Annotated in this window: 22 protein-coding genes; 13 read left to right on the top strand and 9 right to left on the bottom strand. The window is 74.3% G+C overall.

Annotation, left to right across the window (positions count from 1 at the left end; translation table 11 throughout):
* Positions 1-21 precede the first annotated feature (21 nt).
* Positions 22-789: an SDR family NAD(P)-dependent oxidoreductase gene (locus tag WAB14_RS16590; protein WP_340271445.1), complete on the bottom strand. Its 768-nt coding sequence runs from the start codon at positions 787-789 to the stop codon at positions 22-24.
* A 14-nt stretch (positions 790-803) separates the two neighbouring features.
* Here WAB14_RS16590 and WAB14_RS16585 point away from each other — a divergent pair, with 14 nt between their 5' ends.
* Together WAB14_RS16585 and WAB14_RS16580 are read left to right on the top strand one after the other, a co-directional pair.
* Positions 804-1,757: an oxidoreductase gene (locus WAB14_RS16585; RefSeq protein ID WP_340271443.1), complete on the top strand. Its 954-nt coding sequence runs from the start codon at positions 804-806 to the stop codon at positions 1,755-1,757.
* Positions 1,758-1,807: 50 nt separating this feature from the next.
* Complete coding sequence (locus WAB14_RS16580; RefSeq protein ID WP_340271441.1) at positions 1,808-2,758, top strand: MSMEG_6728 family protein; 951 nt, start codon at positions 1,808-1,810, stop codon at positions 2,756-2,758.
* A gap of 31 nt (positions 2,759-2,789) precedes the next feature.
* Here WAB14_RS16580 and WAB14_RS16575 read toward each other — a convergent pair whose 3' ends face one another.
* Both WAB14_RS16575 and WAB14_RS16570 read right to left on the bottom strand, forming a co-directional pair.
* Positions 2,790-3,293: a hypothetical protein gene (locus tag WAB14_RS16575; RefSeq protein ID WP_340271439.1), complete on the bottom strand. Its 504-nt coding sequence runs from the start codon at positions 3,291-3,293 to the stop codon at positions 2,790-2,792.
* A 105-nt stretch (positions 3,294-3,398) separates the two neighbouring features.
* The gene (locus WAB14_RS16570) at positions 3,399-4,790 is read right to left on the bottom strand and encodes a glycine--tRNA ligase (RefSeq protein ID WP_340271437.1); all 1,392 of its coding nucleotides are present in this window, start codon (positions 4,788-4,790) and stop codon (positions 3,399-3,401) included.
* A gap of 154 nt (positions 4,791-4,944) precedes the next feature.
* Between WAB14_RS16570 and WAB14_RS16565 the strand changes: the two genes are divergently transcribed.
* The gene (locus WAB14_RS16565; protein WP_340271435.1) at positions 4,945-6,252 is read left to right on the top strand and encodes a hypothetical protein; all 1,308 of its coding nucleotides are present in this window, start codon (positions 4,945-4,947) and stop codon (positions 6,250-6,252) included.
* A gap of 25 nt (positions 6,253-6,277) precedes the next feature.
* On the opposite strand, the gene WAB14_RS16560 is transcribed toward WAB14_RS16565, so the two are convergent.
* Positions 6,278-6,643 (bottom strand): antibiotic biosynthesis monooxygenase family protein, encoded by a 366-nt coding sequence (locus WAB14_RS16560; RefSeq protein ID WP_340271433.1) that lies wholly within the window; start codon positions 6,641-6,643, stop codon positions 6,278-6,280.
* Positions 6,644-6,744: 101 nt separating this feature from the next.
* Between WAB14_RS16560 and WAB14_RS16555 the strand changes: the two genes are divergently transcribed.
* From WAB14_RS16555 to WAB14_RS16535, 5 genes are read left to right on the top strand one after another with little or no spacing between them, the layout of a single operon-like run.
* Positions 6,745-7,827, top strand: a complete 1,083-nt coding sequence (locus WAB14_RS16555; RefSeq protein ID WP_340271431.1) for a metal ABC transporter substrate-binding protein — start codon at positions 6,745-6,747, stop codon at positions 7,825-7,827.
* Positions 7,818-8,576: a metal ABC transporter ATP-binding protein gene (locus WAB14_RS16550; RefSeq protein WP_340271429.1), complete on the top strand. Its 759-nt coding sequence runs from the start codon at positions 7,818-7,820 to the stop codon at positions 8,574-8,576. Before WAB14_RS16555 ends, WAB14_RS16550 begins: the two co-directional genes overlap by 10 nt.
* 1 nt (position 8,577) lies before the next feature.
* Positions 8,578-9,588 (top strand): metal ABC transporter permease, encoded by a 1,011-nt coding sequence (locus tag WAB14_RS16545; protein ID WP_340271427.1) that lies wholly within the window; start codon positions 8,578-8,580, stop codon positions 9,586-9,588.
* A gap of 8 nt (positions 9,589-9,596) precedes the next feature.
* Positions 9,597-10,004: an ArsR/SmtB family transcription factor gene (locus WAB14_RS16540; protein WP_340271425.1), complete on the top strand. Its 408-nt coding sequence runs from the start codon at positions 9,597-9,599 to the stop codon at positions 10,002-10,004.
* Complete coding sequence (locus WAB14_RS16535) at positions 10,001-10,435, top strand: Fur family transcriptional regulator (protein WP_377002408.1); 435 nt, start codon at positions 10,001-10,003, stop codon at positions 10,433-10,435. Before WAB14_RS16540 ends, WAB14_RS16535 begins: the two co-directional genes overlap by 4 nt.
* Positions 10,436-10,450: 15 nt before the next feature.
* Here the strand turns inward: WAB14_RS16535 and rpsN are convergent, their stop codons facing one another.
* Genes rpsN through rpmB form a run of 3 tightly spaced genes read right to left on the bottom strand, consistent with a single transcriptional unit; the run spans position 10,451 to position 11,160 of the window.
* Entirely contained in the window at positions 10,451-10,756 is a 306-nt protein-coding gene (gene rpsN, locus WAB14_RS16530) for a 30S ribosomal protein S14 (RefSeq protein ID WP_340271422.1), read from the bottom strand.
* Entirely contained in the window at positions 10,756-10,923 is a 168-nt protein-coding gene (gene rpmG / locus WAB14_RS16525; RefSeq protein WP_340271420.1) for a 50S ribosomal protein L33, read from the bottom strand. The genes rpsN and rpmG overlap by 1 nt, the downstream gene beginning before the upstream one ends.
* Complete coding sequence (gene rpmB / locus WAB14_RS16520; RefSeq protein ID WP_340271418.1) at positions 10,924-11,160, bottom strand: 50S ribosomal protein L28; 237 nt, start codon at positions 11,158-11,160, stop codon at positions 10,924-10,926.
* A gap of 50 nt (positions 11,161-11,210) precedes the next feature.
* Between rpmB and WAB14_RS16515 the strand changes: the two genes are divergently transcribed.
* From WAB14_RS16515 to WAB14_RS16495, 5 genes are all read left to right on the top strand, one after another.
* The gene (locus WAB14_RS16515) at positions 11,211-12,365 is read left to right on the top strand and encodes a CobW family GTP-binding protein (RefSeq protein WP_340271416.1); all 1,155 of its coding nucleotides are present in this window, start codon (positions 11,211-11,213) and stop codon (positions 12,363-12,365) included.
* A complete protein-coding gene (locus WAB14_RS16510; protein WP_340271415.1) occupies positions 12,362-12,622 on the top strand; it encodes a type B 50S ribosomal protein L31 in 261 nt (86 codons plus the stop codon). Before WAB14_RS16515 ends, WAB14_RS16510 begins: the two co-directional genes overlap by 4 nt.
* Entirely contained in the window at positions 12,619-12,741 is a 123-nt protein-coding gene (gene ykgO / locus WAB14_RS16505; protein ID WP_340271413.1) for a type B 50S ribosomal protein L36, read from the top strand. Before WAB14_RS16510 ends, ykgO begins: the two co-directional genes overlap by 4 nt.
* Positions 12,742-12,751: 10 nt before the next feature.
* Positions 12,752-12,922, top strand: coding sequence for a 50S ribosomal protein L32 (rpmF, locus tag WAB14_RS16500; RefSeq protein ID WP_340271411.1), 171 nt, complete (start codon positions 12,752-12,754; stop codon positions 12,920-12,922).
* Between the two features lie 78 nt (positions 12,923-13,000).
* Positions 13,001-13,846, top strand: a complete 846-nt coding sequence (locus WAB14_RS16495) for a MerR family transcriptional regulator (RefSeq protein ID WP_340271410.1) — start codon at positions 13,001-13,003, stop codon at positions 13,844-13,846.
* 79 nt (positions 13,847-13,925) lie between these two features.
* Here WAB14_RS16495 and WAB14_RS16490 read toward each other — a convergent pair whose 3' ends face one another.
* Both WAB14_RS16490 and recO read right to left on the bottom strand, forming a co-directional pair.
* Positions 13,926-14,711 (bottom strand): isoprenyl transferase, encoded by a 786-nt coding sequence (locus WAB14_RS16490; protein WP_340271408.1) that lies wholly within the window; start codon positions 14,709-14,711, stop codon positions 13,926-13,928.
* Positions 14,708-15,439, bottom strand: coding sequence for a DNA repair protein RecO (gene recO / locus WAB14_RS16485; RefSeq protein ID WP_340271406.1), 732 nt, complete (start codon positions 15,437-15,439; stop codon positions 14,708-14,710). The genes WAB14_RS16490 and recO overlap by 4 nt, the downstream gene beginning before the upstream one ends.

Raw genomic sequence — 15,439 nt, 5'->3', positions numbered from 1 at the left:
GTGCCCCGGACCGGTGCCCCCTCAGCGCGGGGCCATGCGGATCGCCCCGTCGAGGCGGATCGTCTCCCCGTTGAGCAGCGGATTCGCCACGATGTGCGCCGCGAGCATCGCGTACTCCTCGGGGCGCCCGAGCCGCGCCGGGTGGGGGATCTGCTGGGCCAGCGACACCCGGGCGTTCTCCGGCAGGCCCGCCATCATCGGCGTGTCCATGATCCCCGGGGCGATCGTCATGACCCGGATGTGGTGCTCGGCGAGGTCCCGCGCCACCGGCAGGGTCATCGCCGCGACGCCGCCCTTCGAGGCGGAGTAGGCCGCCTGGCCGACCTGCCCGTCGAAGGCGGCGACGCTCGCGGTCCCGATGAGGACCCCGCGGTCCCCGTCGAGGTCGTCGTTGCCGGCCATCGCCTGCGCGGCGAGGCGGAACAGGTTGAACGTGCCGACGAGGTTGACCGCGATCACCGTCCGGAACCCGTCGAGGGGCGCCACACCGCGCTTGCCGTAGATCTTGGTGGGCGGCGCGATGCCGGCGCACGCGACCGCGACCCGGAGCGTGCCCGCACCGGTGGCGGTGTCGACGGCGGCCGCGAGCTGGTCCTCGTCGGTGACGTCGGCGGGGGCCGCGACGACGCGGCCCGCCTCCTGCAGCTCGGCGGCGGCGGCGTCGAGCCGTTCCCCGGGCAGGTCGACGAGCACGACGGTGGCGCCGTCGGCGGCGAAGCGGTGGGCGGTGGCACGACCGAGGCCGGAGGCGGCCCCGGAGACCATGACGACGCTGTCGGTGATCCTCACGGCCGGTCACCCTAGTGGGGGCGCCCGCTCGACGGGCCGGGCCCCGGCGGGCGTGTGAGGCTGGCGCCATGGACCTGCGCGGACGGACCGTCCTGGTGACCGGTGCGAGCGACGGACTGGGGCTCGCCTCGTCGGTGGCCCTCGCCGAGGAGGGCGCGCGCGTGCTCATGACGGCACGCTCACGGGAGAAGGGCGAGACCGCCCTCGCGAAGGTCCGCGAGGCGGTCCCCTCGGCGCGGGCGGAGCTCGTCGACCTCGACCTCGCCGACCTCGGGTCCGTCCGTCGGTGCGCGGAGACGGTGCAGGACCGCGTCGACCGCCTCGACGTCCTCCTCAACAACGCGGGCGTCATGATGCCGCCGCAGCGGCGCGAGACCATCGACGGCTTCGAGCTGCAGCTCGGCACCAACCACCTCGGTCACCACGCGCTGACCGCGCTGCTGCTGCCGCTGCTGCGCGACGTGCCCGGCTCCCGCGTGGTGACGGTGTCGAGCCTGGCCGCCCGCGGCGGCCGGATCGACCTCGACGACCTGCAGTGGCAGCGTCGGCCCTACGACCAGCAGGCGTCGTACGGGGCGAGCAAGCTCGCGAACCTCCTGTTCGCCTTCGAGCTCGAGCGGCGGTTGCGCGCGGCCGCCGCAGCGACGACGAGCCTGGCGGCGCACCCCGGCGTCAGCGGGACGAACCTCATGTCGACGATGTCCCTGCCCGGCCCGGTGACCCGGCTGGCGAAGGCGTTCATGGCCTCGCCCGAGCAGGCGGCACGCCCGCAGGTGCACGCCGCGACCGCGGACGGGGTCGTCGGGGGCGAGTACTGGGGGCCGAAGGGGCCGGGCGAGGTCCGGGGTCGTCGGGTGGCGCCTGCGACGGTGCCGCCGGCGGCCCTCGACCGGGCCACCGCCCGCCGGCTCTGGCAGGTGTCCGACGAGCTGACCGGCGTGGACGCAGGGCTGCCCGCTCCACGCTGACGGGCCGGGAGGCCAGGCGTCACCGGCGTCGCGTCGGGTACTGCTGCCGCGTGCAGACCTTCCTGCCCTACCCCGACGACCGCGCCAGCGCGGCCGTCCTCGACGACCGCCGCCTGGGTAAGCAGCGGGTCGAGTGCCTGCAGGTGCTCCGCGCCCTCACGTACGTCGACTACGGCTGGCGCAACCACCCGGCGGTCCGGATGTGGCGGGGCTTCGTCCCTGCTCTGGTCGCCTACTCCGCCGCCGTGTGCGACGAGTGGGTGGCGCGCGGGCGCGCCGACGCCGTGAAGGAGGCGGTGCTCGCGTTCACCGACGGCGTCGAGCCCGACCGCGAGCGGCTGGTCGCGGACGGACAGGTCCCGCCGTGGCTGGGGCTGGACGCCGTCCACCAGTCGCACCGCTCGGCCCTCGTCCGCAAGGACCCCGAGCACTACCGGCGCTGGTTCCCCGACGTCCCCGACGACCTGCCGTACGTCTGGCCGCGGGCGTCGTTCCCGCGCTGGCCGCTCCGTCGCGGCGGGCCCGACGCCCTTCCTCTTCAGGCGGCCCTCGACCTCGTGGGTGTGGACGCGCTCCCGGACGGCTGGGACGAGGTCCTCGCCGAGCTGGGGCTCGGTCGGTCGCAGACGGTCGTCGGCGACCCGGACCCGCTGCCGACGCTCGGTGTGCTCGCCGGGCTGGTGACCCCGGGACGCACCGTGTGGGTGAGTCCCGGTGACCCCCTCCCGCCCGTCTCGCCGCGCCCACCTGCCGTCGCGGTGGTGACGGGCAGCGCGGTGTCGCCGTCGATCGCGCGACCACCGACGGACGCCGACCTCGCGCAGGTCGCGCGGGAGGCGGCGGCCGCCGGCGACCCCGAGTTCCGGTTCCTCAGGCCGCACCAGCTCGGGGAGGAGGACGGCTGGGCGGACGTCGGCCTGGTCGTCGTGGACCCCGGGCTCGACGCGCTGCCGCGGCTCCCCGGAGGGGTGCCCGTCCTCCGGCTCCGGAGCAGCGGCTGAGCCGTCGCCCCGACCCCGTCCGCTCAGGACCTCACAGCCGCCGGCACTGGTCCTCCTTGTTGCCGCCGACGACGTTGAGCCCGCCGAGCGGCAGGTAGCTGTTGGTCGTGCACTGCAGGTTCCCGCCGATCCGGTTCTTCCCGACGTACGTGGGGTTGCGGTTGCTGAAGAGCTGGATGTCGCCGTCGACCCGGTTGGACTGCAGCCAGGCCGCGCCGCCCTGCTCGAGCTGGATGTTGCCCCACACGATGCTGCGGACGACGTTCCCGCGCATGAACCGCTGGCCCTGGATGTTGCCGTCGACGCGGATCCCGCTCGCCCGCAGGCTCGCGTTCCGCTCGATCGTGATGTTGCCGCGGACGCGGGTGCCGTCGAGGACGCACGAGCGACCCGCGGGGACGACGAGGTCGTCGACCGCCACCGCGCCGAGGGTGCCGCGGCACGTGCGGTCGGCGGCGACGGCGGGCGCGGGGGCGGCGAGGAACGCGGCGGCCGCGAGCGAGGCGGTGGCTGCTGCTGCGAGGAGGCGCTTCATGACGGGACCCTTCCGGCCGGGTGCGCCACCGTGGCGCACCCGGTCAGCGTCGACAGGGCGGGTGAGAAGCCTGTGACAGGTCCGTGAGGAGGTTCTCCTGAGGGCTCAGCAGCCGACGAGCCGTGCCGCCAGCCAGCCCTCGAGGGCGTCGAGGCCGATCCGCTCCTGGCTCATGGTGTCGCGCTCGCGGACGGTGACGGCCTGGTCGTCGAGGGTGTCGAAGTCGACGGTCACGCAGAACGGGGTGCCGATCTCGTCCTGGCGGCGGTAGCGGCGCCCGATGGCGCCGGCGTCGTCGAACTCGACGTTCCAGTGCTTCCGCAGGGCCGCGGCGAGGTCCTTCGCCTTCGGGGACAGGTCGGCGTTCCGCGACAGCGGCAGGACGGCGACCTTGACGGGTGCGAGACGGCGGTCGAGCCTCAGCACGACGCGAGTGTCGACCCCACCCTTCGCGTTGGGGGCCTCGTCCTCGGTGTAGGCCTCGAGGAGGAACGCCATCATGGGGCGGCCGACGCCCGCCGCGGGCTCGATGACGTACGGCACCCACCGCTCGTTCGTCGTCTGGTCGAAGTACGACAGGTCCTGCCCGGAGTGCTGCGAGTGCGTCGTGAGGTCGAAGTCGGTGCGGTTGGCGACACCCTCGAGCTCGCCCCACTCGCTGCCGGCGAAGCGGAAGCGGTACTCGATGTCGACGGTGCGCTTCGAGTAGTGCGACAGCTTCTCCTTCGGGTGCTCGTAGTGACGGAGGTTGTCGCGGTCGATGCCGAGGTCGACGTACCAGTCGGTGCGGTGGTCGATCCAGTACTGGTGCCACTCCTCGTCGCTGCCGGGCTGGACGAAGAACTCCATCTCCATCTGCTCGAACTCGCGGGTGCGGAAGATGAAGTTCCCTGGCGTGATCTCGTTGCGGAACGACTTGCCGATCTGGCCGATGCCGAACGGCGGCTTCTTCCGGGCCGAGCCCATGACGTTGGCGAAGTTGACGAAGATGCCCTGCGCGGTCTCCGGGCGCAGGTAGTGCAGGCCGGACTCGTCCTCCACCGGGCCGAGGAAGGTGCGCAGCAGGCCGTTGAAGTCGCGCGGCTCGGTCCACTGCCCGCGGGTGCCGCAGTTGGCGCACGCGATGTCGGCGAGGCCGTTCTCCGGCGCCCGCCCCTTCTTCTCCTCGAACTCCTCGAGCAGCTGGTCGGCGCGGTAGCGGCGGTGGCACGACAGGCACTCGGTGAGGGGGTCGGTGAAGGCGCCCACGTGGCCGGAGGCGACCCACACCTGCCGCGGCAGGATGACGGAGGAGTCGAGGCCGACGACGTCCTCGCGGCTGGTCACCATGGAGCGCCACCACTGGCGCTTGACGTTCTCCTTCAGCTCGACACCCAGGGGGCCGTAGTCCCACGCGGAGCGCGTGCCGCCGTAGATCTCGCCGCTCGGGTACACGAACCCGCGGCGCTTGCTGAGGCTGACGACGTCGTCGATGCGGCTGGTGGGCCTGGCTGCCATGTCGGTTCTCCGTCCGGCTGGGGTGTCGGCGAGCACCGGCAAGGCTAGGGGGTGCGCGGACGAGCCCGCCGACGGGCCGGACAGCGGACTGTGGCACGCCTGCCCCCTCAAGGGGCGACGGGCAGGAGCCGAACGTCGTCAGGTGGGGAGGACCATGGAGCACGACGGGGACGCGGCCGTCTGGGCGCGCAGGCTCGTCGACGCGGGGTGCGTGGACGAGGCACTGACGCTTGAGCGGGAGGACTCGGCCGCCGCGCTCCTCGACCGCGCACTGCTGGCCCTCGCGGGCGGCTCGCTCGACGTGGCCGCAGTCGCCGTGGCGAGGCTCCGCGAGTCGTCGGGTGAGGTCGACCGCGAGGTACTCGAGTGGCTCGACCTGGTTCTCGCCGCAGCACGAGGCGAGGCGGCCGCACTGCCCGCCGTCCTCGCGCGGGCACAGGAGCTCCACCCTTCGCCCGCCGTCGACCGGCTCGTCCTCCGCGCGGCGCTGGGCGCCGGCCGGGCCGACGTCGCCGGCGCCGCCGCGGACTCGGTCGCGCGCGCCTTCCCCCTCGACGTGGAGCTGCTGGCAGGCGTCGCGGCCGGCAAGGCGGCGATCGGCATGCTCGCGGAGGCCGTCGACACCTGCCGTCACTGCGAGGCGCTCGGCTACCAAGGGGCCGGGGCACGCGCGGTCGACCTGCTGCTCGCTGCCGGAGAGACCGGTGCAGCGGTCCAGCTCGCGATCGCGGGAGCCCGCCTGTCGTCGACCACCGAGCAACGACGAGTGTGGCGGGCGCTGGCCTCTCGCGTGGTCCCGGCCCGGAACCGGCGGGAGCGGCTCGAGCTCGTCGCCGGAGCGGTCCTCTTCGCCGTCCTCGTCGGCTTCGGCGGCGTCGTGGGTGGGCTGGCCGCAGCGGGGATCTTCTCTTTCTACCACCGCTTCCTGCGACCCGTGGGTCGGGACCCCCGGACCGAGGAGCTGGTCCGGGCGCACCGCGCCGGTCGTGCCGCGCACACGCGCTTCCCCGCCATCGACGCCCTCCTGGGGGTGGCCGGGTTCCTGGCCGGCCTCATGGGAGGCGCGGCCCTCCTCGGTCACACCCAGGACCCGGTGGTCGTCGCGACGGCTCTGCTCGTGCCGTCCCTCCTTCTCCCGGTCGCACTGGTGGGGGGACGTCGGCGCCTGGCCCGACTGCTCGCCCGAAGGGCCGAGCAGAGGGAGCAGGCCCTTCGACGCCGGGTGTGCCGGTGCTACGGCCTGCTCGGCGTGCGAGGCGCCGCGGCACGGGAGCAGCTCGCCGACCACCTCGTCCGGCTCGCGGCCACCGGTGGCGGCGCGAGGGGTGGTCTCACCCTGCTCCGGTGCCCGACCACCGGTGCGCACTTCATCGACGTCCCCGGCCAGCAGGCCGTCGTCGCCGTCCCACCGCGCACCGAGCGGCCGGTGGAGGCAGAGCTCCCCGTGGGTCAGTACCTCTGACGGACCCTCGGCCCGGCGGCGCGCCTCACGCCTTCTCGTCGTCGAGACCGATGGTGTCCGCGTCGGGAGCGCGGTCGCTGCCCCGCTCCGCCAGCGCCCCGCTCCCGTCGGACTCCACGAGCGGCTCGAACGCCGTCGGCTCGTCGACCGCGAGGTACATGAGCGGGTGGGCGTACAGCTTGACCTCGTAGGCGCTGAGGGCGCGGCGGTAGGCCCCCACGGAGTCCCAGAACGTCGTGAGCGTCCACAACCCCGGGTCGTCGGTCGAGCGGCCGACGACACCGTGGACGTGCCCGGGTCGGGCGGCGAGCGCCGCGAGGGCCGTCCGGGCGCGGTCGAGGAACTGCTGGGCGTCCGCGTCCGGGACGCGGTATCGGGTGACGGCGAGCACGCGCCTGACGCTACGCGGCCCCGTCCGGACCGCTGGGTCCCCGGCTGCCATGCGCAGGTGCGCAGTTGTCCTTACGTCGAACGATTCTCACAATCGTGGCCATGCTCGTGCCCCGCTGGTCCCCCGCCCTCGGCGGCCTCGCCGCGTCCGTCCTCGTCCTCGCCGCCTGCGGCGGCACGGGCGACGGCGACCAGGCCGCTGCTCCGCTCGACGTCGACGACGCCGTGGCCGCGGAGGAGGCGGCCGAGGCGACCGCCTCGACCGACAGCCAGGACGCCGCCGACGCGGGCCTGGCGGTGACGGCCGCGTTCTACCCCCTGCAGTACCTCGTGGAGCAGGTCGGCGGCGAGCGCGTCGACGTCACCGGGCTCACGCCCCCCGGGGCCGAGGCGCACGACCTCGAGCTGAGCCCCCAGGCCCTCGCCGGGCTGCAGGAGGCCGACCTCCTCGTGCTGCTCGACGGCTTCCAGCCCGCGGTCGACGACGCCGTGGGCGCGTCCGACGTGACGGTCCTCGACCTCGCGCCCGTCGCCGACCGGCCCTACGGGGAGGACGCGGGACCGCACGACCACGGCGACGAGGACCACGCCGACGACGAGCACTCCGACGAGCACTCCGACGAGCCGCACTCCGACGAGGACGAGCACGGCCACGGCCACGGCGACACCGACCCCCACTTCTGGACCGACCCGACCCACATGCTCGACGCGGCCGGGCTGGTCGCAGCCGAGCTGTCGACCCTCGACCCCGAGGGCGCGGAGACGTACGAGGCGAACCTCGCCGTCCTCGAGGAGGAGCTGACCGCCCTCGACGAGCAGGCGCAGGCGGCGCTGCAGTCGTGCGAGGTCGACGTCCTCGTCACCGCGCACGACGCCTTCGGCTACTTCGCCGACCGGTACGGCTTCGAGGTCCGCTCGATCAACGGCCTGACCCCCGACCAGGAGCCGGACGCCCGCGCCCTCGGCGAGATCGCCGACTTCGTCGAGGACAACGGCGTCACGACCGTCTACACCGAGACCCTCGTCTCGTCCGCCGTCGCGGACACCGTCGCAGCGGAGGCCGGCGTCGCCACGAGCGTCCTCGACCCGGTCGAGGGACTCACCGACGAGTCCGCGGCGCAGGACTACGTTGGCGTCATGGAGGCGAACATCGAGGCCGTGCGCTCGGGTCAGGCGTGCGGCTGACGACCACCTCGCGGCCCCGGCCCGCCGCGGGCGCGGCCGGCCGGGACGGCGGCGCACCACCCGCGCTCTCGGTACGGCACGCGACCGTCGGGTACGACCGTCGACCCGTCGTCCGGGACGCCGACCTCGAGGTGACCGACGGCGAGGCCGTCGCCCTCCTCGGCGCCAACGGGTCGGGGAAGTCGACGCTGGTCCGCGGCATCCTCGGGCTCGCCGACGTCCTCGCGGGTCACGTCGACGTCCTCGGGGAGCACGTCGAGCACGGCGCCTCCGCCGCGGCCCGCCTCGTCGGCTACGTGCCGCAACGGCACAGCGTGTCCGGAGCGGTGCCGAGCACCGCGGCCGAGGTCGTGGGGTCGGGGCTGCTCGCCTCCCGTGGTTTCTGGCGCCCGCCGCGCCGGGGCGACCGGGAACGGGTCCTCGCCGCGCTCGACGAGGTGGGGCTCGCCGACCACACCCACGAGCGGGTCTCCCGCATGTCCGGCGGCCAGCAGCGCCGGGTCCTCATCGCCCGGGCGCTCGTGTCCGACCCCTGCCTGCTGGTCCTCGACGAGCCGACGGCAGGCGTGGACCGCGCGAGCACCGAGCAGCTCGTCGCCACCCTCGCGAGGGTCAAGGCGAGCGGCCGGGCCCTCCTCGTGGTCACCCACGACCTCGCGGAGCTCCGCGACGTGCCGGACCGCGCGGTGACCCTCGTCGAGGGCCGCGTCGTCGAGGACGTCCGCCTCGGGGCGAGGACGGGGGCATGACGTGCTGAGCCTCCTCGACTACGACTTCATGCGCCGCGCGCTCGTCGCCGCCGCGCTCGTCGGGACCGTCGCCCCCGCCGTCGGGGTCTTCGTCGTGCAGCGGCGTCTCAGCCTCATCGGCGACGGCATCGGCCACGTCGCTCTCGCAGGCGTCGCGGTGGCGCTGCTCACCGGCGGGTCGCCGACGTGGGTCGCGCTGGTCGCCGCGGCGCTCGCGGCCGTCGCGCTCGAGCTGGTCCGCGCGACGGGCCGCACGAGCGGCGACCTCGCCCTCGCGATGCTGTTCTACGCGGGTATCGCCGCCGGGGTCGTCCTCGTGAGCCTGTCCCCCGACGGCAGCGCCGCGAACCTCGTGGCCTACCTCTTCGGCTCCATCACGACGACGACCACGGCCGACCTCGCGCTGTTCGCCGGCCTCGCCGCGGTGGTGGCCGTGACGGTCCTCGTCCTCGGCCGGACGCTCTACGCCGTCAGCGACGACGAGGAGTTCGCCCGGGCCTCGGGGCTGCCCGTGCTCGCGGTCAACATCGTGCTCGCCGTCCTCGTGGCGGCGACGGTCGTGCTGAGCATGCGCGTCGTCGGGCTCCTGCTCATCAGCGCCCTCATGGTCGTGCCGGTCGCGCTCGCCCAGCTCCTGGCCCGCAGCTTCGCGCAGACCGTCGTGGTCGCGGTCGCGACCGGGCTCGTCGCCGCGGTGGCCGGGACGGTGGTGTCGTTCTACGCCAACACCCCGTCCGGGGGCACGATCGTGCTGCTCGCCGTCGCGGGCTTCGTCGTGACGGCGCTCGCCACGGTGGGGGCCGGTGCGGTCCGGGCGCGCGTGCACCGGGCGCGGCACGCCCGCGACGGCGCCGGCCACGAGGACCACGTCCACCACGACGACCACGTCCACGGTGGGCCCGGCTGCGAGCACGAGGCGGTGCCGCACCGCGACCACGTCGACTACCTCCACGACGGGCACCGGCACGCGCCGCGCCTCACCCACCACGGCGTCGGCTACGACGAGCACTAGGGGCGAGCATGACCCAGGGCGGAACCACCCCCGCGGCACGTGACGAGACGGACGCACCCCTCGGCCACCGCGGCGTCCTCGAGCGGTACGAGTCGGTGAGCGAGCTCTTCCGCGCCCTGAGCTCGCCGGTGCGTGTCGCGCTCGTCACGCTCCTCACCGACCGCGAGATGTGCGTCCACGAGCTCGTCGACGCGCTCGGTCTCCCCCAGCCGCTCGTGTCGCAGCACCTGCGGATCCTGCGCGACGCCGACCTCGTCCACCGGACGCGACGCGGCCGGGAGGTGGCGTACGTCCTCACCGACGACCACGTCGCCCACATCGTCGCGGACGCGCGTCAGCACTCCGGGGAGACGGCGGACGGCGTCGACGAGCCCGTCGAGGAGCACGAGGACGCCGTGCGAGTCTGCTCCCCGTGAGTCCCTCCCCGGCCCCGCCGGCCGCACCGGTCCGTCGTCACACGCGGCAGCGTGCGGCGGTCGTGTCGGCGCTCGAGGGCACCGACGAGTTCGTCAGCGCCCAGACCCTCCACGCCGCCCTGCGCGACGCCGGGGAGCGCGTCGGCCTCGCGACGGTCTACCGCTCGCTGCAGCAGCTGAGCGACGACGAGCGCGTGGACGTCCGCCGCAGCGAGGACGGGGAGACGCTCTACCGGCTGTGCAGCACCGGCCACCACCACCACCTCGTCTGCCGGGTCTGCGGTCGGACCGTGGAGGTGGAGTCGAGCGCGGTCGAGCGGTGGGCCGCGCGCACCGCCGCGGAGCACGGCTTCGTCGCCGCGACGCACACCGTGGAGATCACGGGGACGTGCGGCGCCTGCGCCGGCGAGGGCTCCGGCGCCGCACGCTGACCCGTCTCCCGGCTCCTACCAGGACGCCTTCGTCACGCCGGGCAGCTCGCCGGCGTGAGCCATCTCGCGCAGCCGGATGCGCGAGAGGCCGAACGTCCGCAGGACGGCCCGAGGTCGTCCGTCCACGACGTCACGGTTGCGCAGCCGCGTGCGGCTGCCGTCACGGGGCAGCCGTGCGAGCTCGCGCACCGCCTGCTCCCGCCGTTCGGGGACCGTGCCGGGGGCGGAGATCTCCCGCTTGAGCACGGCCCGCCGCTCGGCCCACCGCTCGACGACGACCCGCCGCTGCCGGTCCTTCGCGATCTTGGCCGTTGTCGCCATCAGCGCTCCTCCCGGAAGTCGACGTGGCGTCGGACCACGGGGTCGAACGTGCGCAGCACGAGCCGGTCGGGGTCGTTGCGCCGGTTCTTCCGCGTGACGTACGTGTAGCCCGTTCCTGCGGTCGACCGGAGCCTGATGACAGGGCGGAGGTCCTGGCTGCGGGCCACTCAGACCACCCCGCCCCGCGCGCGCACCCGCGCCACGGCCGCCTCGATGCCGATGCGGTCGATCGTCCTGATCCCGCGTGCGGAGACGGTCAGCCGTACGACGCGGCTCTCGCTCGGCAGCCAGTAGCGCTTGCGCTGGACGTTGACGTCGAACCGGCGCTTCGAGCGGACGTGGGAGTGCGAGATCGCGTGACCGAAGCCGGGCTCGGCGCCGGTCACCTGGCAGACGCGGGACATGGTGCTCCTCGCATTAGTAATGACAACGGTTATCGATAAGGTACCGCATCGTGAGCACACCGGTCACCATCGTCTGCGGCCCCGACCGCGAGCCCGCCCGCCTCGTCGCCCGCCGCCTGCGCGGCGACGCGCCCACGGCCGTCCTCCTCGAGCACGACCTCGACCAGGTCGACCTCGGCGTCGTCGCCCGCAGCACGGAACGCGGCGACGGCCGCTACGACGCGACGGTCGTCGAGCTGGCGCACGGGTGCGTGTCGTGCACCGTCCGGGAGGACATGCTGCCGAGCCTCGTCGACCTCGCGACCTCCGGTGACGTCGACCACGTCGTGCTGCTGCTGCCCGACGTGGTGGAGCCGGCGGGCGTCCTCGAGGCGTTCCACGGTCTGGTCCTCGCGGAGTCGGGCCGGACGGCGTCACAGAGCTGCCACGTCGACCGCGTGGTCTGCGTGGTGCGCGGGCCGGACCTCGTGCCCGCGCTCGCGGACGGCCTCACCCTCCCCGAGGTCGGCCGCACGGCCGCCGACGCCGACGACCGCCTCCTCGGCGAGCTCGTGGCCCGGCAGGTCGAGACCGCCGACGTCGTCGTGCTCCTCGACGCCGGCCCCGGCGAGCGCGGCCTCGCCCGCCTGCTCAACCCCACCGCGCGCGTCGTCGGAGCGTCCGACCCGGTGACACCCGCGACGTTCGACCTCGACCGCGCCCTCGACCGCGCCGACCCCAGCCTGGTCCCGGCGGGTGCGGACCTGCGTCGTGACGGCGACGCGTGGACCGTCGTCTGGCGCGCGCGCCGCCCCCTGCACCCGGTACGGCTCCACGACGCGCTGGAGACCCTCGTGGCGGACGCGCTCCGCAGCCGCGGGACGGTGTGGCTCGCCGGTCGTCCCGACGCCCTCGTCGGCTGGGAGGCGACCGGCCCGCGGTTGTGCCTCGGTCACATCGGCTCGTGGATCGACGGCGGCGGGCCCTGCTCGTGGGAGCACGTCGACCCCCAGCGGCGGGCGCGCGCCGAGCTGGACTGGGACCCCGCCTTCGGCGACCGCTACCAGGAGGTCGCCTTCACCGGCGTCGGCGTCGTGCCCGACGTCGCCGCGGTCCTCGACACCTGTCTCGTCACCGACGCCGAGCTGGCGTCGGGTGCCCTCGACTCCCCCGTCGCGGAGGACCCCTTCGCCGACGTCTTCGCCCACGCCCAGGAGGTCGCATGAAGACCGGGATCCACCCCGCCTACGGACCTGTCGTGTTCCGCGACCGCGCAGGCGGCACCGCGTTCCTCACCCGGTCGACGCTGGTCGGCAGCATCCCCGCCGACCGGACCGTCGTGTGGGAGGACGGCCGCACCTACCCCGTCGTCGACGTCGACATCTCCACGGCGAGCCACCCGTTCTGGACCGGCCAGGGCCGGGTCCTCGACACGGCGGGGCGGGTCGAGAAGTTCCGTCGTCGCTACGGCAGGTCCTCGTGAAGGTCCGTGCGTCGTTGCGGTCGCTCAAGGACAAGCCCGGGTCGCAGGTCGTGCGGCGCCGTGGACGCGTCTACGTCATCAACCGGAAGAACCCGCGCTGGAAGGCGCGGCAGGGCTGAGGAGGATCCCGTGGCAGTGCCCACGCGCAGGATGTCACGCGGCAACACCCGTCACCGGCGGTCGACGTGGAGGGCCGAGGCGCCCGACCTGGTGCACGTGCGGGACCCGGACGGTCGCACGGTCCGGGTCCCGCGGCGGCTCGCCCGGGCGGTCGAGCGCGGGCTGCTGCGGCGGGAGTGAGCCTCCGACGGGCGCGGTTCTCCGCGGCTACGGCCTGCCGTTGACCCTCCCCCTGGGGGAGGGAGCAGAGTCGTGGCCATGACGAAGGACCAGGCAGGCCTGGTGCCCATCGGGCGCTTCTCCGCCATGTCCCGGCTGTCGGTGAAGGCTCTGCGGCTGTACGACGAGCTCGGTCTGCTGCCACCGGCAGCGGTCGACCCCCTGAGCGGGTACAGGTACTACCACGCTGCGCAGGCCAACCGCGCCGAGGCCATCCGCGTCCTGAGGGCCTTGGAGGTGCCGCTGGACGAGATCGCGGAGCTGCTCGCGTGCGACGACGTGGACCTCGTGTCCAAGCACCTGGAGCGGCACCGGGAACGGCTGCAGCAGCGCCTGGCGGACCAGGAGCGCATGCTCCGGTTCCTCGCCCGCCTCATCGACCGGAAGGAGGGCGTGATGCCCTACGAGATCACAGTCCAGGAGGTGCCGGGTCAGCCCGTCGCCGCCCTCAGGTGCCGCACCGACCTCGCGGGCATCGGCGCCGCGCTCGGCGAGGCCTTCCGGGTCGTCGCCGGTGCCGTCGCGTCGAGCGGCGCTCAGCCGGCAGGCGCCCCCTTCGTCGTGTACCACGACGTCATCGACGAGACGAGCGCGGGCGACATCGAGGTCTGCGTGCCCGTCCCGCCGGCGACCGCACCACCTGCGCCGGCCGACGAGGGTGCCGTCCGGTGGCGGACCACAGCGGGCGGCCCGGTCGCCCGGACCCTGCACCGTGGGCCGTACGCGGAGATCGCCCCTGCGTACCACTCGCTCGAGGGGTGGATGCGCGAGAACGGCCACCGACCGGCCGGGCCGCCCCGTGAGGTCTACCTCAACGACCCCGCCACGACGCTGCCCGAGGACCTGCTCACCGAGGTGCAGTGGCCGGTGTCGCACGCGCGGTGACGCCCGGTGCCTACTCTCGCAGACGTCTCGCGGGACGCTCGATCAGGACGACCGCTGAGGAACACGCCGTTCACCCGCCTCAGGTGGTTCCGCTCACGGCGTCCACGGCGCCGCCCCAACGACGGTCGCGGCGGGCGTAGGTCTCGCACGCCCGCCACAGGCTGCGCCGGTCGACGTCGGGCCACAGCTCGTCGGTGAAGACGAGCTCGGCGTACGCGGACTGCCACAGCAGGAAGTTGCTCGTGCGCTGCTCCCCGGACGGCCGCCAGAAGAGGTCGACGTCCGGCATGTCCGGCTCGTCGAGGAACGCGGCGAACGTCGACTCGTCGACCTTCGCGGGGTCGAGCCGGCCCGCACGTGCCTCCACGGCCAGCGCGGCGGCGGCGTCGGCGATCTCGGCCCGCCCGCCGTAGTTCACGCACATGGTGAGCGTGCAGACGCTGTTCGCTGCGGTGAGCTCCTCGGCCCGCTGCAGCTCGTCGACGACGCTGCGCCACAGCCGCGGTCGCCGCCCTGCCCAGCGCACGCGCACCCCCCAGGCGTGCATCTGGTCGCGGCGGCGCCGGATGACGTCCCGGTTGAAGCCCATGAGGAACGCCACCTCCTCCGGGGCCCGCTTCCAGTTCTCCGTGCTGAAGGCGTACGCCGACACGTGCCCGACACCGAGCTCGATGGCCCCGGCGACGACGTCGAGGAGGGCCGCCTCCCCTGCCTCGTGGCCCCGGGTGCGGGGCAGGCCGCGGGCGTTGGCCCAGCGTCCGTTGCCGTCCATGACGACAGCGACGTGCCGCGGGACCAGCGTGGGCGGGATCACGGGCGGCCGCGCGCCGCTGGGGTGCGGAGGCGGCGCGACGGGTGCGCTCACGTCCGCTCCACCAGACGCAGGCTGCGGACCCCGGCCTCGAGGTGCCACTGCAGGAGGGCCCCCACGACACCGCTGGCACGCCGGCGCGCCCACGGCTCGCTCGCCTCCGCGGCCGCCCAGTCACCGCTCAGGAGCACCCCGAGCAGGTGCATGGTCTCCGGGGGCACATGGGCCGCGCCGGGCGGGCGGCACTGGGGGCAGACGGCGCCGCCGGCGTCGAGCGCGACGGCCGTGTGCGGTCCGGGCGCGCCGCAGCGGGTGCACGCCTCGAAGCCGGGCCCGTACCCCGCGACGGCGAGCGCCCGGAGCCCGAACGCGTCGAGGACGAGGCCGGGGTCGCGGCGGGTGACGGTGAGGGCGTGGAGACCCCCGACGAGCAGCTGGTAGAGCTGCGGGGACGGCTCCCGCTCGACGGGCAGCAGCCGCATCGCGGTCTCGAGGACGGCGGTGCCGGCGGTGTAGCGGGCGTAGTCGCCGCCGACGTCGGTCGCGAACGCGTGGAGGGTCTCGGCCTGCGTGACGACGTCGAGCGAGCGGCCGGTGTGCAGCTGCAGGTCGATGTGCGACATCGGTTCGAGCCGCGCACCGAAGCGCGAGCGGGTGCGGCGCACCCCCTTCGCCACCGCGCGCACGACGCCGTTCTCCCTCGTGAGCAGCGTGACGATCTTGTCGGCCTCACCGAGCAGGTGACTGCGCAGCACGACGCCGCTGTCCCGGTACAGACCCAC

This window comes from Aquipuribacter nitratireducens (genome assembly GCF_037860835.1).
Taxonomy (GTDB): domain Bacteria; phylum Actinomycetota; class Actinomycetes; order Actinomycetales; family JBBAYJ01; genus Aquipuribacter; species Aquipuribacter nitratireducens.
This window is presented reverse-complemented; position numbering and strand designations above follow the sequence as displayed.